Raw genomic sequence first — 24,774 nt, forward strand, 5'->3', positions numbered from 1 at the left:
CTATTGCTATACAGCCATGAACAGCATAAAATGAACGTTATTACAGTTATCACCACATATGGCGGGATTGTGACTGGGCAGGCAGGCAAGACCCAATGATGCAAAGGGAGTATTAATGCCTAAAAAACAGGGCATTTTAACTCTTCTTTTCGTGTTGGGCTCATAACGGCGCCTTGGACAACCCCCTATTCTCATGCTCCGTCGTCGACGCGGGCATTTTTGTCATTTTCAGCCGGTATTTCTCACTTTTTTCATTTTGATTGTCAACTTTTCATTTGATACGATGAACAAGCCGACTTTTCTTCAGCAAAGGAGGTTTTAATTGCTTGCATAAAGAGATTGCAAAAGAATTACTGCTGCTCGCAGGAGGAAAAAACAATATTATCAGCATCAGCCATTGTACGACCCGTCTTCGTTTTGATGTAAAGGACGAGACGAAAATTGATATACATGCCATTGAGAACCTGCAAGGTGTGCAGGGCACCTTTTTCCGCTATGGGCTTTTCCAGATTATCTTCGGAGCAGGCGTCGTCAACAAAATATATAAAGAAGTCGTTCATGTATGGGAGACCGCGCCTTCTGAAGAGCCTGTCCACCAGAAAAAAGCCAGCCGGAAGCTGAACCCTGCCGCAGCTTTTGCGAAAACACTGTCCGATATTTTTGTGCCGATTATTCCGGCAATAACAGCAAGCGGCCTGCTCATGGGGCTGATCGGCATGATTAAGGTGTTTCATTGGTTCGCTGCCGGCAGCCCATGGATTAAAATGCTCGACCTCGTGTCCAGCACAGCCTTTATTTTACTGCCGATTTTAGTCGGCTTCAGTGCTGCACGGCAATTTGGCAGCAACCCATACCTAGGGGCAGTGATTGCAGGGCTTTTGACGCATCCTGATCTGCTGGACCCGTCTATGCTCGGCAGCAAAACCCCGTCTTCTTTAGACATATGGGGGCTTCATATCCCAATGATGGGCTATCAGGGTTCCATGATACCGATTCTTCTTTCCGTTTTTGTCATGAGCAAAATTGAGAAGCTATTAAAATCGATTGTGCCGAAGTCGCTTGATGTCGTGATCATTCCCTTTATTACGGTCATGGTGACAGGGTGCCTCGCGCTGATTGTGATGAATCCCGCCGCGTCCATCATCGGCCAGATCATGACACAATCGATCGTCTATATTTATGATCACGCCGGCATTGCTGCCGGAGCTCTTTTCGGCGGCATCTACTCCACCATCGTCCTATCTGGATTGCATCATAGCTTTTATGCAATTGAGGCAACGCTGCTTGCTAATCCGCATGTCGGTGTCAACTTTTTAGTGCCGATATGGTCGATGGCGAATGTGGCCCAAGGCGGAGCGGGGCTTGCGGTATTCCTCAAAACGAAACAATCAAGCCTGAAGAAAATTGCGCTCCCCGCTTCTCTGACCGCGTTTTTAGGCATTGTTGAGCCGATTGTATTCGGGGTAAATCTCAAATTGATCCGTCCCTTTATCGGAGCAGCCATCGGCGGTGCTATTGGCGGAGCATACGTGGTTGCGGTACAAGTTGTGGCAAATTCCTACGGACTGACAGGCATTCCGATGATTTCAATCGTGCTGCCGTTTGGCGCCGCTAATTTTGTTCATTATATGATCGGTTTCTTGATCGCAGCCGTCTCTGCTTTTATAGCTACATTGTTTCTCGGGTTTAAAGAAGAGACAGAATAACTGGATTTATTCGATTTCATTCATAAAACGGGGGATGAAAGGACAAAAAAGCTATGAAAATTAAAAGAATCTTAAATCATAATGCTATCGTCGTAAAGGATCAAAATGAAGAGAAGATTCTCTTGGGTGCAGGAATTGCGTTTAACAAAAAGAAGAATGATATTGTCGATCCGTCAAAAATAGAAAAAACCTTTATCAGAAAAGATACACCTGACTATAAGCAGTTCGAAGAGATTTTAGAAACATTGCCTGAAGACCACATTCAGATTTCTGAGCAAATTATCTCTCATGCCGAAAAAGAGCTGAACATCAAAATCAACGAGCGCATTCATGTCGCTTTTTCAGACCATCTTTCTTTTGCAATTGAACGCCTGAGCAATGGGATGGTTATCAAAAATCCGCTGCTGAATGAAATCAAAGTCCTTTATCCAAAGGAGTTCCAGATCGGCTTATGGGCCAGAGCACTGATTAAAGATAAACTGGGGATTCACATTCCTGATGATGAAATCGGCAATATCGCCATGCATATCCACACAGCAAGAAACAATGCCGGCGATATGACACAAACGCTTGATATTACAACAATGATCCGTGATATTATCGAGATTATCGAAATTCAACTGTCTATTAATATCGTTGAAGATACCATCTCTTATGAAAGGCTCGTGACCCATCTCCGCTTTGCCATTCAGCATATCAAAGCAGGCGAATCCATTTACGAGCTGGACGCAGAAATGATTGACATCATTAAAGAGAAGTTTAAGGATGCCTTCCTGTGTGCCCTAAGCATCGGCACCTTTGTGAAGAAGGAATACGGCTTTGAGTTTCCTGAAAAAGAATTGTGCTACATCGCCATGCATATTCAGCGGTTCTACCAACGGTCAGTCGCACGCTGAGACAAACAAAAAACGCTTTTGATCATCTCAAAAGCGTTTTTTTATCTGATTTATTGGTTGATCGCCGGATTCCCAATCGTATTCCACTTCGTATAGGACATGTAATGGAAATACTCATCGCGATACGGATGTTTTGTATTGGAGTTCCAAGGCTTTTCTCCGCCGCAGAAGTGCACGATTGCCGGGTTTTCTCTTGTTTCATTATATTGCTTCCGCCCTAACAGAGTCGATGGGGTTTTCAGCTTTAACATGATATAGGTTTGAGCGTTCCAGCGCGGATGAAGTTCATACCACTGATCATACAAGATCGCATTCAGTGCATCTTGGTCATGCAGCACAAGAAAGTCTTCGTCTGGGTGTTCATTGATAAAGTTGATGACTTTTTCTGTGATGTTTTGCTTTCTCCAAGACTCAAAATCAATAATCATGATACCTGAGTTAAAATACTTCCCTGTATCAGTGACGTTCATTTCTTTCAGGCGTTCATGCTGCCCCGCATCCTCAACAGCGGCTACGGTGTATGGCGCAATGTCTAAGTCCCATAGCTTAGAAATATCCTCTAGGACAAGCGCATCACAATCGATGTAAATCATTCGTTTGATGCTTTCATCCTTAATTAAGTCGGGAATCGAAATGCGGTAATACGCGGCTTTTGTAATATGGCTGCTCTCAACCGCATGTTCATACATGTTGGTATCCACTTCTAAAAACTCAATCGGCACTCCGAATTTCAAAGTGGTTTCTTCCAGTCTTTTTTTGTTATCAGGCTTAATTCCGCCATCAATGACGTATAATTTTACCTCTCTCTCCTGATCCATGTTAGTCAATAAAGAAACGAACATCCCACCTAAATGACGAGCATAATTATCATCTGCGCATGATACGATATGCATGATTTCATCTTTCCTCAATGGTATTCATCTCCCTTTTTGTTGTACAAGTTACATACCCTTTTTCAAAAAAATAAACACGTTCTCCGACATTTTTTTAAACAGAATGTGTGATACAACAAAAAAGGTGTCATTTTTTGAAGATGCGATAAAGCCAATAAAGAATGAAAAAGCTTGCGATTGTGATGGCTTCAGCCGAGACGATATACCACGGCCATGGCCCGAGAACATCTAAGAGAGAGGAACCGCCCGGTTTTTTCGTCAAATACATATAATTCGCGCCAAGCCAGCGATCAATCAGAAAAATACAGACGCCGTACACATTAACAAGCAGGACTGTCACCCATAACGAGCGCTGGCCCATTCTGTAGGTGCCAATCACAGCCATCAGCAGACAGGATAAAAACACAGACCCGTGAGAAATAAAAAAGAGGATATATCGGATATGCGGAAATGAAAACATACCGAGGTCAGGAGTGGCAAGAGCCTGAATCGAACTGCCGATGCCGACAAAAAACAAAAACACAAACAGCTTTCTGCTTTTTGTCACTAACATAATAGCTGACAAATACACCGACAGGTCACTAAGCTGGAGAGGCAATGAAGTGCGCACCGACCACCTGTCCGTGGCGACCATCCATATTTGATAGCCGATTTGCGAACCAAGCAAAAGAAACACAAACAGAGAACGCAAAAACCGGCTGGCCCTCGGCTGCTTGACCTCATCTTGGAACAAAAACAACAGAATGGCCAAAAGGGAGATAATCGCTAACGTCACTACATGCTCTGTCGAAAACAGATGAAACGGATCATGCTTATAGTCGGATTGAACATATTTTTGCAAAACTGCACCCCCGTTTTCGGGTTTTTGTTTATTTTGGCGTTGTTTGGGCTTTTTTTATTCAACCGATATATGGGCTTGAAGTTCACACCAGACTCTGTTAAAATTCGTTTCATAGCTAATGATTCTGATAATTTAAGGCAGGCCTAAAAAATGGAACGTTCACATCAACATCAGCAGCTTCGGAAGGAAGAACACGATACACTTTCTAAGCTCAAACAAATGCCCGTCGAGTCACTCAACCTGGAAGCCATTTCGATCGCTACGAATCTGTATCGGTCTGCACAAAGGCTCCGTGTCAAAATGGAGACTGAGGTTCTTTCTACCTATAACCTTTCTTGGACCGCTTTCTCCATTCTTTATGATCTATGGGTATGGGGAGCGCTCGAAACGAGAAAAATCGCTGAGCTGTCAGGGATATCTACAGCTACAGCAAGCAACGTGATCAAAACGCTCGAAAAAAAGAGTTTTTGCCGTAAAAGCATCGACACAAGAGATCGGCGACTCGTGTTTGTCTCAATCACCGATTCCGGCAAACAAGCGATCGAAGAACTCTACCCGGAGTTTCACAAAGGGGAAACAGAGCTCATTGCGGGAATGACGAAGGACGAACAGAAAATATTGACAGGGCTGCTTAGAAAGGTAGCTGACAATCTTCATACAACATAAGCTTTGACGGGAATCCAGTAGCGGTTTGTCTCCCTGTTTCAGAGAGCCGGCGGTAGGTGCGAGCCGGCGCACAGGCAAACGTGAATTACCTCCCCAAGCTTTCTTTGTGAACCTTAGTAGCAAAGAACGGGAAACCGTTATTCGAATGAGCGGAAGACAATGTCTTCAACCAGGGTGGTACCGCGTGCATTGAGCCACGTCCCTTATTGGGATGGGCTCTTTTTTGTGTTTGTAAAAAAGGAGGAAAAATGATGAGAACATTTGAGCAGCTCACAGCGTCACAACAAAAAGAGGTAGAAAGACAGCTTCAGCTATACATGACAGGCGCCCACGAAGTCATACCGCCGGAGGAATTAAAGGCAAAGCTCGTGAAATCAATTTCCACGGGCACGCCGCTTAAAATTAAGCTCGGATTAGATCCGTCTGCACCGGATGTACATTTGGGCCATACGGTTGTGTTAAATAAGCTTCGCCAATTTCAAGAAAACGGCCACATTGTCCAGCTGTTAATTGGGGATTTCACAGGAAAAATTGGTGATCCGACCGGAAAATCGGCAGCCAGAAAGCAACTGACTGATGAAGAAGTTCAGCACAATGCCAAAACCTACTTTGAGCAATTCGGAAAAGTGCTTGATCCAGAAAAAGTCGAGCTTCACTATAACTCAAAATGGCTGAAAACATTGAATCTAGAAGATGTCATTGAATTAGCAGGGAAAATAACGGTAGCCCGCCTGATGGAGCGCGACGACTTTGAAGAACGCATCGCCATGCAAAAACCAATCTCACTGCATGAATTCTTTTACCCATTGATGCAGGGCTATGATTCTGTCGTTCTCGAAAGTGATATTGAATTAGGCGGAACGGATCAGCATTTCAATGTCCTCATGGGACGGCATTTCCAAGAACGATACAACAAAGAAAAACAAGTCGTCATCCTTATGCCGCTCTTGGAAGGCTTGGATGGCGTCGAGAAAATGTCGAAGTCGAAACACAACTACATTGGCATTAACGAACATCCAAACGACATGTACGGAAAAACGATGTCACTGCCCGACAGCCTGATGAAAAAGTACATCCACTTGGCGACAGACTTAGAGCTTGAAGAGAAAAAACAGCTCGTAAAAGACTTAGAAACCGGCGCCGTTCATCCGCGTGATGCCAAAATGCTTTTAGCCAGAACAATCGTCCGAATGTATCACGGAGAGAAAGCAGCAGAAGCTGCCGAACACTCGTTTAAAACAGTCTTTCAGGAAAACAGCCTGCCGGAAGATATACCGGCCGTAAACTGGAAAGGCGAAAAAACGATAGCGATGATTGATCTGCTCGTCAAGCTAAAGCTCCTCTCTTCGAAGAGCGAGGCGCGCCGCATGATTCAAAACGGAGGTGTACGCATCGACGGAGAGAAAGTAACAGATGTTCACGCCAAAGCAGAGATAAGAGAGAATATGATCATCCAAGTCGGCAAACGCAAGTTTTTAAAGCTCCAATAATCTGATATTCCGAAACGCTTATGACCCTTCATTCATAAGCGTTTTTTTGCAGGTATAAAGCACTGTCTTTTCAAAAACGCTCTCCATCTTGCAGGAAACTCCTTTAGCATCCCGAAATATTCCCCAACCATACATTTAGGGGAGGTTTATTTTTGATGAAAAAGCTTTTGACTGTCATGACGATGGCTGTTTTAACTGCCGGCACACTGCTCTTGCCGGCACAGAGTGTCACCCCTGCCGCGCACGCTGTACAAATATCAAATAGCGAGCGCGAGCTTCCATTCAAAGCAAAACATGCGTACTCTACCATTTCTCAGCTAAGTGAAGCAATCGGCCCCAGAATAGCCGGAACTGCAGCTGAAAAAAAGAGTGCCCTATTGATCGCCTCATCAATGAGAAAATTAAAGCTTGATGTGAAGGTTCAACGATTCAACATTCCTGACCGGCTTGAGGGTACACTGTCTTCAGCAGGACGCGATATTCTTCTCCAAGCGGCGTCGGGCTCAGCTCCGACTGAGGAACAAGGGCTGACGGCCCCGCTTTACAATGCGGGATTGGGCTATCAAAAGGACTTTACCGCTGACGCCAAGGGCAAAATCGCCTTGATTTCCAGAGGAGACCTGACTTATTACGAGAAAGCCAAAAATGCCGAAGCCGCCGGAGCGAAAGCTGTCATCATTTATAACAACAAAGAAAGCCTCGTGCCTATGACGCCAAACCTGTCGGGAAATAAAGTCGGCATTCCGGTCGTCGGCATTAAGAAAGAAGACGGCGAAGCACTTACCCAGCAAAAAGAAGCCACCTTAAAACTAAAAGCATTCACAAACCAAACCTCCCAGAATATCATCGGAATCAAAAAACCAAAGAACATCAAACATCCAGACATTGTGTACGTGACCGCCCATTACGACAGTGTTCCTTTTTCGCCCGGAGCAAATGACAACGGCTCAGGTACCTCTGTTATGCTGGAGATGGCGCGTGTCTTAAAAAGCGTTCCATCTGATAAAGAAATCCGCTTTATCGCTTTCGGCGCCGAAGAGCTCGGCCTGCTCGGCTCCTCTCACTATGTAGATCATCTATCGGAAAAAGAGCTGAAACGAAGCGAAGTGAACTTCAACTTAGATATGGTAGGCACAAGCTGGGAAAAAGCGTCTGAGCTGTATGTCAACACATTGGATGGCCAATCTAACTATGTTTGGGAATCCAGCCGTACGGCTGCTGAAAAAATTGGGTTTGACAGCCTGTCTCTGACACAGGGAGGATCATCTGATCATGTGCCATTCCACGAAGCCGGCATTGATTCCGCTAACTTTATTTGGGGAGACCCGGAAACAGAAGAAGTTGAGCCGTGGTATCATACCCCTGAAGACTCGATCGAACATATCAGCAAAGAACGCCTCCAGCAAGCAGGCGATCTTGTGACAGCCGCTGTCTATGAGGCTGTGAAAAAAGAGAAGAAACCGAAAACCATTAAGAAACAAATGAAGGCGAAAGCATCTGACATTTTTGAAGATATCAAATAAAAAAAGACGGCACTTGGGTGCCGTCTTTTTTAATCCACTTCTTTCTTAATCCCCAGCATTTTCTCATCTAGGTAATGGGCAATCTCCGCGGCTTCTTTCAGCTCATCTGTTAATTGCTTAGGAACGTCATTGTTCAATTTATAATAAATTTTATGTTCAAGGCTCGCCCAGAAATCCATCGCGATTGTCCGGATTTGAATTTCTGCTTTGACGTATTCCACACGGTTCGTTAAATTCACAGGCATCTCAATGATTAAATGCAGGCTTCGATAGCCATTCGGTTTGGGTGTCTGGATATAATCCTTTACCTTTACGATTCTCAAATCTTCATGCTGCTTCAACACATTCACGACATTATAAATGTCAGAAATAAAGGAACAGATGATGCGCACGCCGGCAATGTCGTGAATATGCTCCTTCATTTCCTTCGTCGTAATCTCACAGCCCTTTCTCATTAACTTATTCACGATGCTTTCAAAGCTTTTTACACGGGATTTTGTATGTTCAATCGGGTTGTGTCCGTGAATGAGGTTATATTCCTGGCTGATAATTGAGAACTTTGTATCGAGCGCATCTAGCGCAAATTTATAAACTAATAACTCATTTTTCCAATCTTCCATTACTGTTTTTAAATCGTCCATATGTGTTACAGATAAATCCATGTTCGTCATCTCCTTTAACGGAACTTTATCCGCTGTCCATGTACTAGACGTCCCTGTCTGCTGCAAGGTTCTATGAATTTTTTTACAAAATGCGGTCGATTGTAACAAAAAAAGACCGCATGAAACGAGCGGTCTTTTTTATTATCGGAAATAGCTGATCAATAATCCGATCGAGAGCAGGAATCCGAAAAATGTATTTGTTTGGGCTGTTGATTTCATTGCGACAATCATATTCATCGGCATTTCGTTCTGGACGAAGCCCTTCACTGCCTGAACCGGCTTAGGCACGCTCAAAAAGACGACAAACAGCCATGGGCTTGCGGCACCGGTAATAACCAAGCCGACAACCCAGATATAAGCGACGGCAAACGACGCAGCTAACAGAGTAACAGCTCCCTTATGCCCCATCAAAATCGCCAATGTTTTGCGTCCGCCTTTTTTGTCCTCTTCAATATCACGAATGTTGTTCGACAGGTTAATCGCGCCGACAAGAATCGCAATCGGGATGGAAATCAAAATGCTCTGCATATTGATCTTATCTGTCTGAATGAAAAACGAAATCAGCACAAACACCGAACCCATGCAAATGCCTGAGAATAATTCACCGAACGGCGTGTACGCAATCGGCAGCGGCCCGCCTGTATACAGGTAGCCGATCGCCATGCCGACAAGGCCGATCAGCGCAAGCCACCAGCTGCTGCTGGCACAAATATAGACACCGAGCAAAATGGCAATCCCGTATGAGGCAAGAGCTAATTGCAAAATCGTTTTAGGCTTCATTCCGTGGCGTACAATGGCCCCTCCGATTCCGACTGATTCTGCTGTATCTAATCCGCGTTTAAAATCATAGTATTCATTAAATAAGTTCGTCGCGATCTGGATCCATAGGCAAGAAAACAGCATAGCCAAAAACAGCAGCAGATCAACCTTCACATAAAACATCGCCAAAACGGTTCCGAGCAGCACAGGCACAAACGATGCGGTTAACGTATGAGGACGGGTTAACTGCCAAAGGATCTGCCCCATGCTTTCTTTTTGCGGCGCTGTCTGACCCTCACCCTTATTTGTTTGGTTCATCTTCCTCTTCCTTTCTATTAAAAGGCTTACTTTTTTTCAGCCGGCAGCTTAATAAAAAACTCCTTTTGCTTCCTTATCTATCATAATGACTTCTCCCTTATTTCACAAGATACCGCAAGAAGGCGTTTTCTTTCTTATTATACGCTTCTCGCCCTGATTTCATTAGGTTTCTGCTTTCACTTGAACGAACAGGTACAGAAAAATTTTTTTAAGTACATTACACTTTTTAAAAGTTAAAAAGATCTTTTGACTCCAGGTATCTTTTCCTTTATTATGAATCAGCTCGAAACATTCCATTCTTGCCCTTGCAGGTATAAAGATTCATTTTCAAAAACATACGCCGATATATTAATTTGAGGGAGATTAGGGAAAAAATGAAACTTTTTGAGCATCTGATCGTCAAATAATCATGTGATTGTCGAAAAAACGGGAAGGGAATTTTTGATATGCTGCAATTAATGAAACAGCTGTATGAAAAACCCGCTGTCAAGTGGACATGTCATACAGGCTTTTATTTGATGATACTGCTTGTTTTGTTTTTTATGTATGGTTTTCACACCGCGAATACCGGTTCATATATTTATAACGATTTCTAATTGGAGAGAGAATAACTATGAAACTTTTACATGCTATTCAAACACATGCGGAAACTTATCCGCAAACCGATGCCTTCCGCTCTCAAGGCCAGTCGCTCACGTATCAGGAATTATGGGAGCAGTCTGACCGCGCGGCTGCCGCGATCCAAAAACGCATTTCTGGGGAAAAGAAATCTCCTATCCTTGTGTACGGCCACATGGAGCCGCACATGATCGTTTCCTTCTTGGGAAGTGTCAAAGCGGGACATCCTTATATTCCGGTTGACCTGTCTATTCCGTCCGAACGGATTGCGAAAATTATCGAAAGCTCTGGAGCAGAATTGCTGATCCATGCAGCAGGACTCTCAATTGATGCAGTCGGCCAGCAGATTCAGACAGTTTCTGCGGAAGAACTGCTGGAAAACGAAGGCGGCTCTGTCAGCCAAGATCAATGGGTCAAAGAACACGAAACGTTTTATATCATTTACACTTCCGGGAGCACAGGAAATCCGAAAGGCGTGCAGATTTCCGCTGCGAACCTTCAAAGCTTCACAGACTGGATTTGTGCAGACTTTCCAGTCAGCGGAGGAAAAATATTTTTAAACCAAGCGCCGTTCTCATTTGATTTGTCTGTCATGGACCTATATCCGTGCCTTCAATCAGGCGGGACTTTACATTGCGTGACAAAGGATGCTGTGAATAAGCCGAAAGTCTTATTTGAAGAGCTGAAGAAGTCCGGGCTGAATGTGTGGACATCAACACCTTCCTTTGTGCAAATGTGCCTGATGGATCCGGGTTTTTCACAGGATCTGCTGCCTCATGCGGACACATTTATGTTTTGCGGAGAGGTTCTTCCGGTTTCTGTGGCCAAAGCGCTGCTTGAGCGTTTTCCGAAAGCGAAGATTTTTAATACGTACGGCCCGACTGAAGCGACAGTGGCTGTCACATCGGTTGAAATTACGAATGACGTCATCAGCCGCAGCGAATCGCTTCCAGTGGGCTTCGCCAAACCAGATATGAACATTTTCATTATGGATGAAGAGGGACAGCCGCTTCCTGAGGGAGAAAAAGGAGAAATCGTCATTGCAGGGCCGAGTGTAAGCCGAGGCTACCTTGGTGAGCCAGAGCTGACGGAAAAAGCGTTTTTCTCTCATGAAGGCCAGTGGGCATACCGAACTGGCGATGCCGGCTTTATTCAAGACGGTCAGATTTTCTGCCAAGGACGTTTGGATTTTCAGATTAAACTTCACGGCTATCGAATGGAGCTGGAGGAAATCGAGTTCCATGTCAGACAGTCACAGTACGTTCGTTCTGCTGTCGTGATTCCTTATCAGCCAAACGGAACAGTTGAGTATCTGATCGCTGCTATTGTGCCTGAGGAGCATGAGTTCGAGAAGGAATTCCAGCTGACAAGCGCTATTAAAAAAGAGCTTGCCGCTTCTCTTCCGGCATATATGATCCCGAGAAAATTTATCTATCAGGATCACATTCAAATGACGGCTAACGGCAAAATTGACCGAAAACGCATTGGCGAAGAGGTTCTTGTATGACGCCTTACAGCTCGTTTTTATTCTTTATACTGCTTGGCATTCTTCTTCTGCCGACGATCATTCTCGGCTTAAACGGAAAAAGATTTCAAGCATACAACATGTTCATATCTATCATTATATTGGCTTTAATTTTTTCGCACGACTTACACGGGGTCATCGCGCTGTGCCTGTTTACAATATGGCAGGTGCTCCTGATCAGCGGCTATCTGGCATACCGGCAGAAAGCGAACAGCGGCTTTGTCTTTTGCGGAGCTGTTATCGCGTCTATTCTGCCTTTATTTCTGTCAAAAATATGGCCGTTTCTTTCACACCCGCAGCCGCATCATCCGCCGCATAACCTGATCAGCTTTTTAGGGATTTCATATTTAACCTTTAAAGGCGTTCAGCTGATTATGGAAGCAAGAGACGGACTGCTGAAAGAACAGCTGCCATTGCACCGTCTGCTGTATTTCATCCTGTTTTTCCCGACGATTTCCTCCGGCCCGATCGACAGATACCGCCGGTTCGTCAAGGATGAACAGAAGGCTTGGACGAAAGAAGAATACGCCGACCTGCTGTATACGGGAATCCATAAAATCTTCATCGGTTTCCTGTATAAATTTATTATCGGCTACGCGATCAATACGTACTTCATCATGAATCTTCCCGCAATCACGCACAATAAGATTCTTGGGAACCTGCTGTACATGTACGGCTACAGCATGTATTTATTCTTTGATTTCGCCGGCTACACGATGTTTGCCGTCGGGGTCAGCTACATTATGGGCATTAAATCACCAGAAAACTTTAATAAACCGTTTATCAGTAAAAATATTAAAGATTTCTGGAATCGCTGGCATATGTCTCTGTCATTTTGGTTCAGAGATTATGTGTTTATGAGATTCGTATTTTGGATGACTAAGAAAAAGTGGATCAAAAACCGTATGGCCGTCTCAAACATCGGGTATTTCCTGCTGTTTATGCTGATGGGGGTTTGGCACGGGCTCGCGCCGCAATATATCATTTACGGCCTCTATCACGCCGTTCTGATGACGTGTTACAACTTTTTCGAGAAGTGGAATAAGAAATATAAATGGCTGCCGTCCAACCGCTGGACAACCATTCTCGCTATTGTGATCACATTCCATTTCGTTTGCTTCGGGTTTTATATTTTCTCAGGAAAACCATTTCATCACCACCATTAAAGGAGATTAGAAAGCTATGGATTTTAAACAAGAGGTATTAGACGTTTTAGCAGAGGTTTGCCAGGATGACATCGTAAAGGAAAATCCTGATATTGAAATTTTTGAAGAAGGTTTGCTTGATTCTTTTGGAACAGTAGAATTGCTGCTTGCGATTGAAAACCGTTTTGATATTTTAGTGCCGATCACTGAATTTGACCGGGACGTTTGGAATACACCTAACAACATTGTAAATCAGCTGTCTGAGTTGAAATAATGAAAAAGCGTTTTTTCGGTCCAATTATTTTGGCGTTTATTCTATTCGCAGGCGCCATCGCAATTCCATCTTCATGGCTGACAGGCTTCATCACCGATAAGCGTGTGAAAGAGTCAGCAACAGCCTTGAATCCGAGTATGTTTCAAGGGCTATATTTACAAGATCAGATGCTCAAAGATCCGACATATCTTCCGATTTACGGGTCTTCTGAGCTTTCTCGGCTGGACGAGTTCCACCCATCTAATTATTTTCAGGTAAACAATGAGGGATTCACGCCATACCTTGTCGGCAAAGGCGGATCCCAGTCATTGATTCATTCTTTAAACTTCGCTGCCCACATGGATCAGCTGAAGGGCAAAAAAATCGTATTCATCGTGTCTCCGCAATGGTTTATTAAGCGCGGGTCTGATGAACAGCATTTCGCGCCGAACTATTCTGCGCTGCAAGGGCTTGATTTGGCATTTAACGATCAGATCGATCCTGAAATTAAAAAGAAAATGATGAAACGCATGCTTCGCTTTAAGGCTGTGCAAAACGATGCCATTCTTTCTGAGCTGTACAAAGCAATGGTAAACGGTCAGACGTGGAAAGTGAACGCGCTGAAGCCGGCGGCGAAAGTGTATTACAGCATGCTGGAAAAGAAAGATCTGTATTATTCAACGACAGAATCATCCGGGCCAAAGCGCTATATCTCGCAGTCAGTAAAGGATAAGTCATGGTCTGAATTGAATAAACTAGCGGATCAATCGGGCAAACGCCACTCCGGTTCTAACGATTTTCACATCGACAACCCTGTCTATAAAAAGCTGAAGCCGAAAGTGCCTAAGCTGAAAGGGAAAAACAAAGGAAGATCGTATGCGGTGTCACCGGAATATGGCGACTTTGAAATGATGCTCGATATCCTGAAGGATGCGGGCGCAGAGCCTATGTTTGTCACCATTCCTGTTAACGGGAAATGGTACGATTACACGGGCTTCCCGAAAAAAGGACGCACTGACTATTACAAAAAGGTAAATAAACAAATCAGAGCGAAGGGCTTCCAGGTTGCTGATTTCTCAGGGCATGAATATGACCCGTATTTCATGAAAGACACCATTCACATCGGCTGGAAAGGCTGGGTGTATGTCGATAAAGCAATTGACGAATTTTATAAAACCGGAAAAGTCACTTCATCCTGAGCATCTCATAGGACGCGGCTGCATATTTCCTGCTAAGATTTGTAATAGTAAAGGAATCACAGCCAACTTAATTAAGAGGTGTTACATCCAATGAAGATGACAAATAATACGGTTTTAATCACAGGGGGTTCTGCTGGCATCGGGCTTGAACTGGCCAAGCGCCTGCTGGAACTTGGCAATGAAGTTATCATTTGCGGACGCAGCGAAGCACGTCTTGCAGAAGCGAAGCAGCAGCTCCCAAACATCCATACAAAGCAATGTGATGTTGCAGACCGTTCGCAGCGGGAAGCATTGTATGAATGGGCTTTAAAGGAATATCCGAACTTGAATGTTCTCGTCAACAACGCCGGCATTCAAAAGGAAATTGACTTTAAAAAAGGGACAGAGGAGCTTTTTGTGGACGGTGATGAAATTGAACTTAATTTCCAAGCGCCTGTCCATTTATCCGCCCTTTTCACACCTCATTTGATGAAGCAGCCCGAGGCGGCAATCGTTCAGGTCACATCCGGGCTTGCGTTTAACCCGTTAGCTGTTTATCCGGTGTACTGCGCAACAAAAGCGGCACTTCACTCGTTCTCGCTTACGCTCAGACACCAGCTCCGCGACACGAGCGTGGAAGTGATTGAAATGGCACCGCCTATGGTGGACACGGGCTTAAACCAAAAATCACGCGATAAACAAGGCCTGACGTACCGGGGCATTTCATCTGAAGAATATGTTCAATATTTCTTGGACGGCTTGAAGGAAGGCAAACAGGAGATTACAAATGAACGTGTTGAAGGTCTTCGGGATGCCACTCGCGCCGATTATGACAGGTTATTCGAGCAAATGAACACGCAGGAGAATTAATTTCTCCTGCTTTTTTCATATGAATTTCTTACAAATTTGAGCAAACCTATTGCGATTATTTGTTGAAGGTATACAATAGAATATAATTATTTTCAAATAAGTTTGATAATATAAACAATTTAACAGCAGGGAGATTGACCATGACTAAACAAACAATTCGCGTTGAATTGACATCAACAAAAAAACCGAAACCAGACCCAAATCAGCTTTCGTTCGGAAGAGTGTTTACAGACCACATGTTTGTAATGGACTATGCCGCAGATAAAGGTTGGTACGATCCAAGAATCATTCCTTATCAACCCTTATCAATGGATCCGGCTGCAATGGTCTATCACTACGGCCAAACCGTGTTTGAAGGGTTAAAGGCTTACGTGTCAGAGGATGACCATGTTCTGCTTTTCAGACCGGAAAAAAATATGGAACGCCTGAATCAATCAAACGACCGCCTCTGCATCCCGCAAATTGATGAAGAACAGGTTCTTGAAGGCTTAAAGCAGCTTGTCGCAATTGATAAAGACTGGATTCCAAATGCGGAGGGCACGTCCCTTTACATCCGTCCGTTCATCATCGCAACCGAGCCTTTCCTTGGTGTTGCGGCATCTCATACGTATAAGCTCTTGATCATTCTTTCTCCGGTCGGCTCTTATTACAAAGAAGGCATTAAGCCGGTCAAAATCGCTGTTGAAAGTGAATTTGTCCGTGCGGTAAAAGGCGGAACAGGAAATGCCAAAACCGCAGGAAACTATGCTTCAAGCTTAAAAGCGCAGCAGGTAGCCGAAGAGAAAGGATTTTCTCAAGTACTCTGGCTGGACGGCATTGAGAAGAAATACATCGAAGAAGTCGGAAGCATGAACATCTTCTTCAAAATCAACGGTGAAATCGTAACACCGATGCTGAACGGGAGCATCCTGGAAGGCATTACGCGCAATTCAGTCATCGCCTTGCTTAAGCATTGGGGCCTTCAAGTTTCAGAACGAAAAATTGCGATCGATGAGGTCATCCAAGCCCATAAAGACGGCATCCTGGAAGAAGCCTTCGGAACAGGTACAGCAGCTGTTATTTCCCCAGTCGGCGAGCTGATCTGGCAGGATGAAACACTTTCGATCAACAACGGTGAAACAGGAGAAATCGCAAAAAAACTATATGACACGATTACAGGCATTCAAAAAGGCGCTGTCGCAGACGAATTCGGATGGACGACCGAAGTCGCAGCGCTGACTGAAAGCAAGTAAGAAAAAAGCCGGCCCATTACAGGCCGGCTTTTTTTACGCTTCAATTTTGTTGAAAAACTGCGGCAGATACGCTTTGTGCGCCTCTAGCATTTCGTCTAAAATCTGTTTGGCCACAGTATCGGACGGGACAAGCGGGTTAATCGTCATGGCAAGGAGCGCAGTTTGATAGTCACCTGTAACTGCCGCTTCTGCCGCGACACGTTCAAAGGATTTGATTTGCTGGACAAGGCCGCGGACAGACACCGGCAAGTCGCCGACAGCAATTGGCTTAGGGCCGGTTTTCGTCATCACACAGTTCACTTCAACTGCGGAATCGTCTGGAATACTCGCTATTGCACCATTATTGATCGTGTTCACCGGCTGAATGTCATGTTTATCATTATAAATGGAGCTGATTAAGTTACATGCTGCATCACTGTAGTAAGCTCCGCCCCGTTTTTCCAGCTGCGGCGGTTTGATCGCAAGGTTTGGATCTTTATAAAGCTCGAACAGCTCTTTTTCGACCTTCTGTACGACTTCAGCGCGGGTGCCCTCCGTTTGTGATGCTTCCAGTTCGTGCTCCAGCATCTCTTTTGTTTTAAAATAGTAACGGTGATAGCCGCAAGGGATGACATTGAGCGCTTTTAAGAAATCCGGTTCCCATTCGGCGCCTGAGATATTTTTCATCGTCATCGCGTTTTTCGGGTCGCCCATCGCCTCGATGACTTGCTCCTTCACACTTACGCCGTCCAAGAAAACATCCAGCCCGAATACCATATGGTTCAGTCCGGCAAATTGGACTTCTACGCGGTCCACATCTACATCAAGCGCTTTGGCTACGCCCATTTTGATGCCGATTGGAACATTGCAAAGACCGACGACTTTCTTCAGGTTGGAGTAGCGAAGCAAGGCTTCTGTTACCATGCCGGCAGGGTTTGTGAAGTTAACAAGCCAAGCGTTCGGGCAAAGCTCTTCTATGTCCTTTGCGATCTCAAGGATGACCGGAATTGTGCGCAATCCTTTAAACAGACCTCCCGGGCCGTTTGTTTCCTGGCCTATCACTCCGTATTTTAGCGGAATGCGCTCATCCTTTGCTCTTGCCTGCAAAAGTCCGACGCGGAATTGGGTCGTGACAAAGTCTGCGTCTTTCAGCGCCTTTCTCCGGTCGAGCGTAAGATGAATGTCAATCGGGACGCCAGCTTTTTCAACCATCCGTTTGGCGAGTGTGCCGACAATATTCAGCTTTTCTTCGCCCTCGGGGATATCGACAAGCCATAATTCACGGACAGGCAGCTCATCATACCGTTTAATGAACCCCTCCACTAGCTCGGGCGTATAGCTTGAACCTCCGCCAATCGTTACAATCTTCAATCCTTTTGTCATATGCTTGCTCCCCTTTGCTCGGTGATTTTTTCATATAACTCAATGATCTCTGCAGCCATATCCTTCACTGTCATTGCATTCATTAAATGATCCTGTGCATGAACCATCAGAAGCGTCATTTCCGTCTTTTCTCCGCCCGCTTCATTTTGGATCAGCTCTGTCTGATAATGATGGGCTTTTGACAATTCTTCAGCAGCGTCTTGAAGCTTTTTCCGCGCTTCTTCTGCGTCACCGCTTTTCGCAGCGGCAATGGCCTCCATTGCGGAGCTCCTACCGTTTCCTCCGTGAAGGATGATTTGAAAAATGATTTGTTCCATTTCCTCATTCACGCGATTCACTTCCTTTCTCTACAGAGCCGCTTCTTTGTCATCTGTTGCTGCAGGCGTTTGGACCAGCTCCAGATCGTTTTCTTCTTTCAGCTTCTGCTTATCCCACATTCTGAAGAATGGATAGTAGACAACAAAGGACACGGCAATATTAATGGCTTGCATGACCGCGCCTGAGACTTTTCCTCCTGTCGCCAAGTAGCCTGAAAAGATCGGCGGCATGGTCCACGGCACTGCGATACCCGCCGGTTTGGCGACAAGGCCGGTGCTCATTCCGATGTACGTGAGTGTCACTGTGACAAGCGGCGTGATGATAAACGGAAGTAAGAGCATTGGGTTCATGACGATCGGCATTCCGAATATAATCGGTTCGTTAATATTGAAGATGGCCGGGCCGACCGCAAGCTTCCCGAGCTGCTTCATTTGTTTGCTTCGGGCGCGCAGGAACATCGTGACAACCAGTGCCAATGTGGCGCCGCTTCCGCCAATATTGACCCAGATATCGAAAAATTGCTGGGTGAAAATCTTAGGAAGCTCCTCACCGGCTTGGAATGCGATCCGGTTGGCATCCATTGCGCCGTACCAAATCGGTGCCATGACGCCGCCAACAATGTTTGCACCGTGAAGGCCGCAGGCCCATAAAAGCATTTTGACGGCTTCGGCGACAAGGCTTCCTCCAAGGCTTCCTCCCAGAATGGAAAGCGGAGTCCCCAATAAAACGCTTACAATATTATGAAGGCTTTCAAACGGTGTCGCTTCAACAATCAGCCGGGCTGCCCAAATTAGGAAGATGACGGCAAAGCCGGGGATTAACGCGACAAATGACTTGCTTACCGCCGGCGGGACACCGTCCGGCATTTTGAAGACTAAATTGCGCTGGATAATAAGGCGGTAAATCTCTGTGGACACCATTGCGATAATCATGGCGACAAATAAGCCTTTGCTTCCCATGAGCGAAAGCGGAATCCCGCCGCCAACCATGATTTCTTTCGTCGCGCCATCCGGCATAAACGGCACTTGATAAGGTGTTGCTAATAAAAATGCCGCAAGGGAAATGGCTCCGGCCGACAAGGCATCAACACCGTATTTCTCGGCGAGCCGGTAGGCAATGCCGAACGCGGCGACAAGACCCATAATTTCAAAGGTCGCGTCGACTGGGTAGGCCAGTTTTTCAGACCAGGAGCTGCCAAACGTTTTTGCCATAAACTCAGCGTATCCCGGGATCGGGAGGTTGCCAATGATGAGGAAAAAGGAACCGATGATAATCAGGGGCATCGTGAGGATGATACCATCACGCAGCGCCTGCAAATGACGCTGTCCCGCAATTCTTCCCGCTATAGGCATGACCTTTTCTTCTAAGATCTGATTGACTTTATTCACATAGCCCGCCCCTCTCTATGACACATGTCCAAGCTGTTCAGCTGATTTCAGCACTTCCGCCCCATTGCACGTTCCATAATGGACGGTATTAATGACGTCTACCGGAACCCCCTTTGACTCTCCTAATTTTTTGAGCTGCGGAAGCATGTAACGGACTTGCGGACCGAGAAGCAATACATCCGCTTTATCGATATGATTTTGTACAGAATCGCCTGAAACTGCCCAAATGGTATAGTCTTTTCCCTGTTCCTGCGCACTTTTTTCCATCTTGCTCACCAGTAAGCTAGTAGACATGCCTGCTGCACAAACGAGTAATATATTCATGTAAAAGACCCCCTAGAGTTTGATCAATTTTGTAATGTCCTGCTGTTGCTATCATCATATTATGAAATCGCTTTCATAAACACTCAGGGTTTTTCCGCAGGCAACGGAAAAAAGGTATATACAGGCTGTCAGCTCAGCATTTTTTGGTCAAACACATCCGAAAGCTCTTGATATGAACGGCATTTGATCAGCTGGTTCATCGCCGCCGGGTCATCCAAAATGCTGCCAAGCAGTTTATACATGCTTTGTAAATCCGCTTTGTTCTCCTTTTCGACACAAAGCAGACAGACAAATTGAACTCGCTGACTCTCCCAATCGATCGGTTTTTTGAGCGTACAAACGGCCCAAAACGTTGTTTTCGTCTGCGGAACAAGCGGGTGCGGGATGGCAACAAGATTGCCAAAACACGTTGGCGACATGTCTTCTCTTTCAAAAATGGAATCTATGATTTCTTCATCGGCAAAGCCGCATTCGACCACTTTCTGCCCTAAAAATTGAATCACTTCTTCTTTTGAGCGCAGATCCTCCTGAAAAAAAACGAGTTCTTTTTTTAGGTAGCGATTGGCTTTTTCCTTTTCATCACTCAGAATAGATTCTATTTTTGTAAAGTCAGTTCCGCCTAAGATGGTGTTAACCTTCAGTACTGGTACAGGGAGCTCTTTTTTAATCGGAATGGTGCTGATGACAAAATCAATTGATTCGTAGGACATTTGATCAAGACTATAATACTCAGCCGTTCCAAGAATATCGAGCCGCTTGCCGAAATGGGAACGCAGTTTTTCGCGCAGAAGCTGGGCGCTTCCGGCTCCCGATGCGCATACAATGATACAGCGTTTCGGCGGGCTTTCTGTTTTTTTTCGTTCAATCGCGGCGCCAAAGTGGAGAGCCAAATATCCAATTTCGTTTTCATGAATCTCAATACCCGTTTGTTCCTTTATCACGATTCCGGCAATGATCCCGGCTTCAAAAGCGAGTGGATAATGTTCCTTGATCGCTGCCAGCATCGGATTTCGAAGATTCATGCCGTATCGGTTGCGGCTGATCGCCGGCTTCATATGCAGTGCCAAGCCGATTTTCAGCTCTTTGTCATGCAGGATGCCAAGCTTCAGTTCACGATCAACAGCTTTGATCATGGCAAGTGTCAGCTGATCGGTTTCCTCTTCTATTGAAAATGTGTCCTCTCCGCATTGTGATTGTGTCATTCGTTTTGTGCCAAGGAGATGCATGGTGATGTAGGCCGTCTCGTCTTTCGGAAACGTAACGGAAAGCTTTGATTCCAGCTCTTTTACGATGGCTTCTGCAGCCTGGTACTCCTTTTGATGCAGGATATGATCCATATCTTTCGGGAAAAGAGAAACATAGTTTTCCGTTCTGATCCGTTTACAGGCGATAGCGATATGGATAATGAGGTTATTCAGTCCCATGTTGGACAGAGGGATGCGGTCGTTTTTCATTTTTTTCAAGATGGCGGAACGGATGATCTCAATTTCTTCTTTTGGCAAAATATCAGCCTTTTCATTTAAAACATCTATCTCCGTTTCTCTTTCATCAACAATGTACTCCGCCATGCAGTACCTCATCTGCACCTCGTCCCCGCGCAGCTTGAAGCCGTAATTCGGACGTGTTTCCATGACGATGCGGTAAGGCAGCAGACGTTTCTTTACTTCCTTTAAATCCGTTTGGAGTGTAGATTTTGAGATAAATAGTTCTTCAGCAAGTTCATCGAGCTTGAGATAATGGTCCGCCAGCAGCAGACGTTTCATAAGATAGGCCATTCTCTCCTCCGGCAATACCGGCAGGCCCTTTTTTTGCTGAAATTCATCTTGCAGCAGTGTTCTGAATACTTGCTCGTCATCAATGCGGAGCTTGTAGCCGGAGCCTCTTACAGATTGTACAAAGGCACCGTGGCCGCTTAGCACACCTTGAAGTTCCTTTATATCATTGCGGACTGTCCGCGTCGTTACGTTTAATTGCGCGGCAAAAAACGAACTTGTCACCGGGGCTTCAGCCGCCATCAGCAAGCGCAGAATATCACGTAGTCGCCCATGAAGCATGAGAAAAACCTCCTAACTAGTAGATGCAGGGATTCAGTGAATAGGCAGAAAGGATGATGAAGGGATGCGAAATGTATATAAATTCTATAATGGAGAGAATGGCAAGTCAATGAACATCCGGAGGACTAGAGGGAAAACTGACCTATAAAAAAACAGCCGGGATCAGCCGGCTGTTCTAGATGCGGACATATTCTTTTGTTTAGACGCCTTGCGGTCCTTCATGATTTTTCGAACAATCGGGTAAATGACCGGCGCCCATTTGATAACGGTTTTGATCATCTTTTTCAAAGCTCCGATTCTCCCTTCTTTTTTCTCAACCATTCCCCTGATTGCCTCTTCCTTAAACATGCTAACGCGACACGTACCTGTTTCCCGTCACCCAGAAACGCCATGGATAATCGCGTGCCTCCCCGCTGTTGTCAATGCCGATGCGCGGGCCGGTTGAAATTGCTTCCGGTGTGTACCCGCTTTCGATGTAAAGCGGCTGTTCCGTGATCCAGCGTCCGTAGTCATTCATCGTGACGCCAAGCGCTTTCGTCAGCTTTCCTGGTCCGTTTGTCCATTCCCTCGGACTCCTGCCCGGCCTTCTCTCCTCCATTAACAGCTGGCCTTCATGCGGCTCAATCGCCCTGATTAATACTGCTTGCGGGACATCCTCTTCCGCCGCAACGACATTCAGCAATGTATGGGTGTGCATCACGTATGTATATACCCGCCCAGCTTCTGCAAACATGATCTCAGTCCGCTTCGTCCGGCGGTTGTTAAAGCTGTGGGCCGCTCTGTCTCCAGCCCCCATATAGGCCTCTGTTTCCACAATATAGCCTGACGCTGTGCCTTCGTCTGTTTCTTTTACAAGAAGGCAGCCCAGAAGCGATGGGGCAAGCTCAAGAGCGGTTTTTTGATAAAACGTGATGGGCAGCGGATTTTTTTCTCTCGTCACGAATCGACCTCTCCTTTTACCGATTTTTGTACATTGTACCATTCCCGAAGCAGATCAAAAAAAACGGCTGTTTTAAAATCTTTCCATTCAGGGAATATTGTTACCGTTCAAAAAAGGAGGGCCAACCATTGAAAGATGATCATCAAAACAAGCAGCACCAATCAAATGCCCAAGGGAGCGAGGAAGCGTTTTCTCATAAGACATCCGGGAAAAACGAGTCAGAGGATACCTTAACGAATAGGCAGGGGCATCCTGTTACTGACAACCAGAATGTGAGAACCGTCGGGAATAGAGGGCCTACAACACTTGAGAACTATGATTTTCTCGAAAAGATCAGCCACTTCGACCGGGAACGCATCCCAGAGCGGGTTGTTCATGCCAGGGGAGCAGGTGCACATGGATATTTTGAAGCGTACGGAAGCTTCGGAGACGAACCGATTTCAACATACACAAGGGCCAAGCTCTTTCAGGAAAAAGGCAAGAAAACACCGGCATTTGTCCGTTTTTCAACTGTGAATCATGGAAAACACTCGCCTGAAACATTGAGAGACCCGCGCGGTTTTGCTGTAAAGCTATATACAGAAGACGGAAACTGGGATTTGGTCGGAAACAACCTGAAAATCTTTTTTATCCGCGACCCGCTGAAATTTCCGGATCTTGTACACGCATTTCAGCCTGATCCAGTGACAAACATCCAGGATGGTGAACGTATCTTCGATTTCATTTCTCAATCTCCTGAAGCGACACACATGATCACCTTCTTGTTTTCGCCTTGGGGCATTCCGGCCAACTACCGGCAAATGCAGGGTTCAGGCGTACATGCCTATAAATGGGTGAATGAGGAGGGCAAGGCCGTTCTCGTGAAATACCATTTTGAACCGAAGCAGGGCATCCGCAACCTGACACAGAAGGAAGCAGAAGAGATTCAAGGGAAAAACTTTAACCATGCCACACAGGATCTATATGACGCGATTGAAAATGGCGATTATCCAGAGTGGGAAGTATATGCTCAAATCATGAGCGATGATGAGCATCCTGAACTGGACTTTGATCCTCTTGATCCAACAAAACTGTGGTATAAAGACGATTTCCCATGGAAACCGATCGGCAAATTGGTTCTGAACAAAAATCCGGAAAACTACCATGCGGAAGTGGAGCAAGCTTCATTTGGAACGGGAGTGCTTGTCGACGGGCTTGATTTTTCAGACGACAAATTGCTCCAGGGGCGTACGTTTGCCTACTCTGATACGCAGCGCTACCGTGTAGGCGCAAATTACCTGCAGCTTCCGATCAACTCGCCGAAAAAGCATGTCGCCACCAACCAGGAAGGCGGGCAAATGCAATATCGGGTCGATAGAGCAGAAGGACAAAACCCGCACGTCAACTACGAGCCATCCATTATGGGCGGGCTGAAGGAAGCGAAGCAAGACGGAAAAGACCATACGCCGCATGTCGAAGGTGATGTAAAGCGTGAAGCGATTGACAGAACAAACAACTTCGGACAGGCTGGAGAAACGTACCGGAGATTTACTGAATTTGAGCGGAACGAATTGATTACGAATTTGGTGAATACGCTTTCTACGTGCCGAAAAGAAATTCAGGATCAAATGATTGAGAATTTCACAAAAGCTGATCCTGACTACGGAAAACGCGTAGCAGAAGGGCTAAAAAAGGTCTCCGAAAACAACAGCAACGGGCCGATCGGCACAACTGAAACGGAACAGGCTGCAAAGCAGGCTGAACAGGAGAGTCATCCGTCTGATCCGTATTAACAACAGCGAACAGGGCTTTTTTAGAAGCCCTGTTTTTTTAT

Annotated in this window: 25 protein-coding genes and 1 other RNA gene; 14 read left to right on the plus strand and 12 right to left on the minus strand. The window is 45.6% G+C overall.

Features of this window, described 5'->3' with window-relative positions; translation table 11 throughout:
* The first annotated feature begins 326 nt into the window (after nucleotides 1–326).
* Both sacX and sacY read left to right on the plus strand, forming a co-directional pair.
* Nucleotides 327–1,706 carry a negative regulator of SacY gene (sacX, locus tag BSU_38410; RefSeq protein NP_391720.1) on the plus strand — a complete coding sequence of 460 codons (1,380 nt, stop codon included), beginning with the start codon at nucleotides 327–329 and terminating at the stop codon, nucleotides 1,704–1,706.
* 53 nt (nucleotides 1,707–1,759) lie between these two features.
* Nucleotides 1,760–2,602, plus strand: coding sequence for a transcriptional antiterminator (gene sacY, locus BSU_38420; RefSeq protein ID NP_391721.1), 843 nt, complete (start codon nucleotides 1,760–1,762; stop codon nucleotides 2,600–2,602).
* A gap of 50 nt (nucleotides 2,603–2,652) precedes the next feature.
* On the opposite strand, the gene gspA is transcribed toward sacY, so the two are convergent.
* Both gspA and ywaF read right to left on the minus strand, forming a co-directional pair.
* A complete protein-coding gene (gene gspA, locus BSU_38430; RefSeq protein NP_391722.1) occupies nucleotides 2,653–3,513 on the minus strand; it encodes a putative glycosyl transferase (general stress protein) in 861 nt (286 codons plus the stop codon).
* Nucleotides 3,514–3,622: 109 nt separating this feature from the next.
* Nucleotides 3,623–4,336 (minus strand): putative integral membrane protein of unknown function, encoded by a 714-nt coding sequence (gene ywaF, locus BSU_38440; RefSeq protein NP_391723.1) that lies wholly within the window; start codon nucleotides 4,334–4,336, stop codon nucleotides 3,623–3,625.
* 150 nt (nucleotides 4,337–4,486) lie between these two features.
* Here ywaF and tyrZR point away from each other — a divergent pair, with 150 nt between their 5' ends.
* The 4 genes from tyrZR to eapD all read left to right on the plus strand — a co-directional run bounded on the left by tyrZR (nucleotide 4,487) and on the right by eapD (nucleotide 8,015).
* Nucleotides 4,487–5,002 (plus strand): transcriptional regulator controlling expression of tyrZ, encoded by a 516-nt coding sequence (gene tyrZR, locus BSU_38450; RefSeq protein NP_391724.1) that lies wholly within the window; start codon nucleotides 4,487–4,489, stop codon nucleotides 5,000–5,002.
* Nucleotides 5,003–5,209: T-box riboswitch specific of tyrosine tRNA ligase (tboYB, locus tag BSU_misc_RNA_59), an RNA gene on the plus strand.
* A 41-nt stretch (nucleotides 5,210–5,250) separates the two neighbouring features.
* Nucleotides 5,251–6,492 (plus strand): tyrosyl-tRNA synthetase, encoded by a 1,242-nt coding sequence (gene tyrZ, locus BSU_38460; protein NP_391725.1) that lies wholly within the window; start codon nucleotides 5,251–5,253, stop codon nucleotides 6,490–6,492.
* A gap of 155 nt (nucleotides 6,493–6,647) precedes the next feature.
* Nucleotides 6,648–8,015, plus strand: a complete 1,368-nt coding sequence (gene eapD / locus BSU_38470) for an exported double-zinc aminopeptidase (protein NP_391726.1) — start codon at nucleotides 6,648–6,650, stop codon at nucleotides 8,013–8,015.
* A gap of 29 nt (nucleotides 8,016–8,044) precedes the next feature.
* On the opposite strand, the gene relQ is transcribed toward eapD, so the two are convergent.
* From relQ to BSU_38495, 3 genes are all read right to left on the minus strand, one after another.
* Nucleotides 8,045–8,677, minus strand: a complete 633-nt coding sequence (gene relQ / locus BSU_38480; protein NP_391727.1) for a (p)ppGpp synthetase — start codon at nucleotides 8,675–8,677, stop codon at nucleotides 8,045–8,047.
* A 141-nt stretch (nucleotides 8,678–8,818) separates the two neighbouring features.
* Nucleotides 8,819–9,754, minus strand: a complete 936-nt coding sequence (gene menA, locus BSU_38490; RefSeq protein ID NP_391728.1) for a 1,4-dihydroxy-2-naphthoate octaprenyltransferase — start codon at nucleotides 9,752–9,754, stop codon at nucleotides 8,819–8,821.
* A gap of 162 nt (nucleotides 9,755–9,916) precedes the next feature.
* On the minus strand, nucleotides 9,917–10,051 hold the full coding sequence (locus tag BSU_38495; RefSeq protein ID YP_009514012.1) for a hypothetical protein: 135 nt from the start codon (nucleotides 10,049–10,051) through the stop codon (nucleotides 9,917–9,919).
* A 149-nt stretch (nucleotides 10,052–10,200) separates the two neighbouring features.
* Between BSU_38495 and ywzH the strand changes: the two genes are divergently transcribed.
* The 7 genes from ywzH to ilvK all read left to right on the plus strand — a co-directional run bounded on the left by ywzH (nucleotide 10,201) and on the right by ilvK (nucleotide 16,575).
* Nucleotides 10,201–10,350, plus strand: coding sequence for a hypothetical protein (ywzH, locus tag BSU_38499; RefSeq protein YP_003097795.1), 150 nt, complete (start codon nucleotides 10,201–10,203; stop codon nucleotides 10,348–10,350).
* A 17-nt stretch (nucleotides 10,351–10,367) separates the two neighbouring features.
* Nucleotides 10,368–11,879 carry a D-alanine:D-alanyl-carrier protein ligase subunit gene (gene dltA, locus BSU_38500; RefSeq protein ID NP_391729.1) on the plus strand — a complete coding sequence of 504 codons (1,512 nt, stop codon included), beginning with the start codon at nucleotides 10,368–10,370 and terminating at the stop codon, nucleotides 11,877–11,879.
* Nucleotides 11,876–13,063 (plus strand): putative D-alanine transferase from DCP to undecaprenylphosphate for lipoteichoic acid and wall teichoic acid, encoded by a 1,188-nt coding sequence (dltB, locus tag BSU_38510; protein NP_391730.1) that lies wholly within the window; start codon nucleotides 11,876–11,878, stop codon nucleotides 13,061–13,063. The genes dltA and dltB overlap by 4 nt, the downstream gene beginning before the upstream one ends.
* A 16-nt stretch (nucleotides 13,064–13,079) precedes the next feature.
* Nucleotides 13,080–13,316, plus strand: a complete 237-nt coding sequence (gene dltC / locus BSU_38520) for a D-alanyl carrier protein (protein ID NP_391731.1) — start codon at nucleotides 13,080–13,082, stop codon at nucleotides 13,314–13,316.
* On the plus strand, nucleotides 13,316–14,494 hold the full coding sequence (dltD, locus tag BSU_38530) for a putative D-alanine from undecaprenylphosphate to the polyglycerolphosphate chain for lipoteichoic acid and wall teichoic acid synthesis (RefSeq protein ID NP_391732.1): 1,179 nt from the start codon (nucleotides 13,316–13,318) through the stop codon (nucleotides 14,492–14,494). The genes dltC and dltD overlap by 1 nt, the downstream gene beginning before the upstream one ends.
* Before the next feature lie 90 nt (nucleotides 14,495–14,584).
* Nucleotides 14,585–15,343 (plus strand): putative oxidoreductase, encoded by a 759-nt coding sequence (gene dltE / locus BSU_38540; protein ID NP_391733.2) that lies wholly within the window; start codon nucleotides 14,585–14,587, stop codon nucleotides 15,341–15,343.
* 140 nt (nucleotides 15,344–15,483) lie between these two features.
* Complete coding sequence (gene ilvK, locus BSU_38550) at nucleotides 15,484–16,575, plus strand: branched-chain amino acid aminotransferase (RefSeq protein ID NP_391734.2); 1,092 nt, start codon at nucleotides 15,484–15,486, stop codon at nucleotides 16,573–16,575.
* 33 nt (nucleotides 16,576–16,608) lie between these two features.
* Here the strand turns inward: ilvK and licH are convergent, their stop codons facing one another.
* From licH to aag, 7 genes are all read right to left on the minus strand, one after another.
* Nucleotides 16,609–17,937 carry a 6-phospho-beta-glucosidase gene (licH, locus tag BSU_38560; protein NP_391735.1) on the minus strand — a complete coding sequence of 443 codons (1,329 nt, stop codon included), beginning with the start codon at nucleotides 17,935–17,937 and terminating at the stop codon, nucleotides 16,609–16,611.
* Nucleotides 17,934–18,266, minus strand: a complete 333-nt coding sequence (gene licA / locus BSU_38570; RefSeq protein ID NP_391736.1) for a phosphotransferase system (PTS) lichenan-specific enzyme IIA component — start codon at nucleotides 18,264–18,266, stop codon at nucleotides 17,934–17,936. Before licA ends, licH begins: the two co-directional genes overlap by 4 nt.
* 18 nt (nucleotides 18,267–18,284) lie before the next feature.
* The gene (gene licC, locus BSU_38580) at nucleotides 18,285–19,643 is read right to left on the minus strand and encodes a phosphotransferase system (PTS) lichenan-specific enzyme IIC component (protein ID NP_391737.1); all 1,359 of its coding nucleotides are present in this window, start codon (nucleotides 19,641–19,643) and stop codon (nucleotides 18,285–18,287) included.
* A gap of 15 nt (nucleotides 19,644–19,658) precedes the next feature.
* A complete protein-coding gene (gene licB / locus BSU_38590) occupies nucleotides 19,659–19,967 on the minus strand; it encodes a phosphotransferase system (PTS) lichenan-specific enzyme IIB component (protein ID NP_391738.1) in 309 nt (102 codons plus the stop codon).
* Nucleotides 19,968–20,095: 128 nt separating this feature from the next.
* Entirely contained in the window at nucleotides 20,096–22,021 is a 1,926-nt protein-coding gene (gene licR / locus BSU_38600; protein ID NP_391739.1) for a transcriptional activator of the lichenan operon, read from the minus strand.
* A 162-nt stretch (nucleotides 22,022–22,183) separates the two neighbouring features.
* Entirely contained in the window at nucleotides 22,184–22,342 is a 159-nt protein-coding gene (gene yxzF, locus BSU_38610; RefSeq protein NP_391740.1) for a hypothetical protein, read from the minus strand.
* A gap of 28 nt (nucleotides 22,343–22,370) precedes the next feature.
* On the minus strand, nucleotides 22,371–22,961 hold the full coding sequence (gene aag / locus BSU_38620; RefSeq protein NP_391741.1) for a 3-alkylated purines and hypoxanthine DNA glycosidase: 591 nt from the start codon (nucleotides 22,959–22,961) through the stop codon (nucleotides 22,371–22,373).
* 128 nt (nucleotides 22,962–23,089) lie between these two features.
* Between aag and katX the strand changes: the two genes are divergently transcribed.
* The gene (gene katX, locus BSU_38630) at nucleotides 23,090–24,733 is read left to right on the plus strand and encodes a major catalase in spores (RefSeq protein ID NP_391742.1); all 1,644 of its coding nucleotides are present in this window, start codon (nucleotides 23,090–23,092) and stop codon (nucleotides 24,731–24,733) included.
* Nucleotides 24,734–24,774: the final 41 nt, after the last annotated feature.

The organism is Bacillus subtilis subsp. subtilis str. 168 (genome assembly GCF_000009045.1).
GTDB lineage: Bacteria > Bacillota > Bacilli > Bacillales > Bacillaceae > Bacillus > Bacillus subtilis.

Coding starts and splice junctions, on each gene's coding strand:
- relQ (NP_391727.1), bottom strand. CDS start 8,677: ATGGATTTATCTGTAACACATATGGACGATTTAAAAACAGTAATGGAA.
- dltB (NP_391730.1), top strand. CDS start 11,876: ATGACGCCTTACAGCTCGTTTTTATTCTTTATACTGCTTGGCATTCTT.
- ywzH (YP_003097795.1), top strand. CDS start 10,201: ATGCTGCAATTAATGAAACAGCTGTATGAAAAACCCGCTGTCAAGTGG.
- tyrZ (NP_391725.1), top strand. CDS start 5,251: ATGATGAGAACATTTGAGCAGCTCACAGCGTCACAACAAAAAGAGGTA.
- yxzF (NP_391740.1), bottom strand. CDS start 22,342: ATGGTTGAGAAAAAAGAAGGGAGAATCGGAGCTTTGAAAAAGATGATC.
- dltD (NP_391732.1), top strand. CDS start 13,316: ATGAAAAAGCGTTTTTTCGGTCCAATTATTTTGGCGTTTATTCTATTC.
- licB (NP_391738.1), bottom strand. CDS start 19,967: ATGAATATATTACTCGTTTGTGCAGCAGGCATGTCTACTAGCTTACTG.
- tyrZR (NP_391724.1), top strand. CDS start 4,487: ATGGAACGTTCACATCAACATCAGCAGCTTCGGAAGGAAGAACACGAT.
- sacY (NP_391721.1), top strand. CDS start 1,760: ATGAAAATTAAAAGAATCTTAAATCATAATGCTATCGTCGTAAAGGAT.
- BSU_38495 (YP_009514012.1), bottom strand. CDS start 10,051: ATGGAATGTTTCGAGCTGATTCATAATAAAGGAAAAGATACCTGGAGT.
- dltC (NP_391731.1), top strand. CDS start 13,080: ATGGATTTTAAACAAGAGGTATTAGACGTTTTAGCAGAGGTTTGCCAG.
- licH (NP_391735.1), bottom strand. CDS start 17,937: ATGACAAAAGGATTGAAGATTGTAACGATTGGCGGAGGTTCAAGCTAT.
- dltA (NP_391729.1), top strand. CDS start 10,368: ATGAAACTTTTACATGCTATTCAAACACATGCGGAAACTTATCCGCAA.
- menA (NP_391728.1), bottom strand. CDS start 9,754: ATGAACCAAACAAATAAGGGTGAGGGTCAGACAGCGCCGCAAAAAGAA.
- dltE (NP_391733.2), top strand. CDS start 14,585: ATGAAGATGACAAATAATACGGTTTTAATCACAGGGGGTTCTGCTGGC.
- licR (NP_391739.1), bottom strand. CDS start 22,021: ATGCTTCATGGGCGACTACGTGATATTCTGCGCTTGCTGATGGCGGCT.
- eapD (NP_391726.1), top strand. CDS start 6,648: ATGAAAAAGCTTTTGACTGTCATGACGATGGCTGTTTTAACTGCCGGC.
- ilvK (NP_391734.2), top strand. CDS start 15,484: ATGACTAAACAAACAATTCGCGTTGAATTGACATCAACAAAAAAACCG.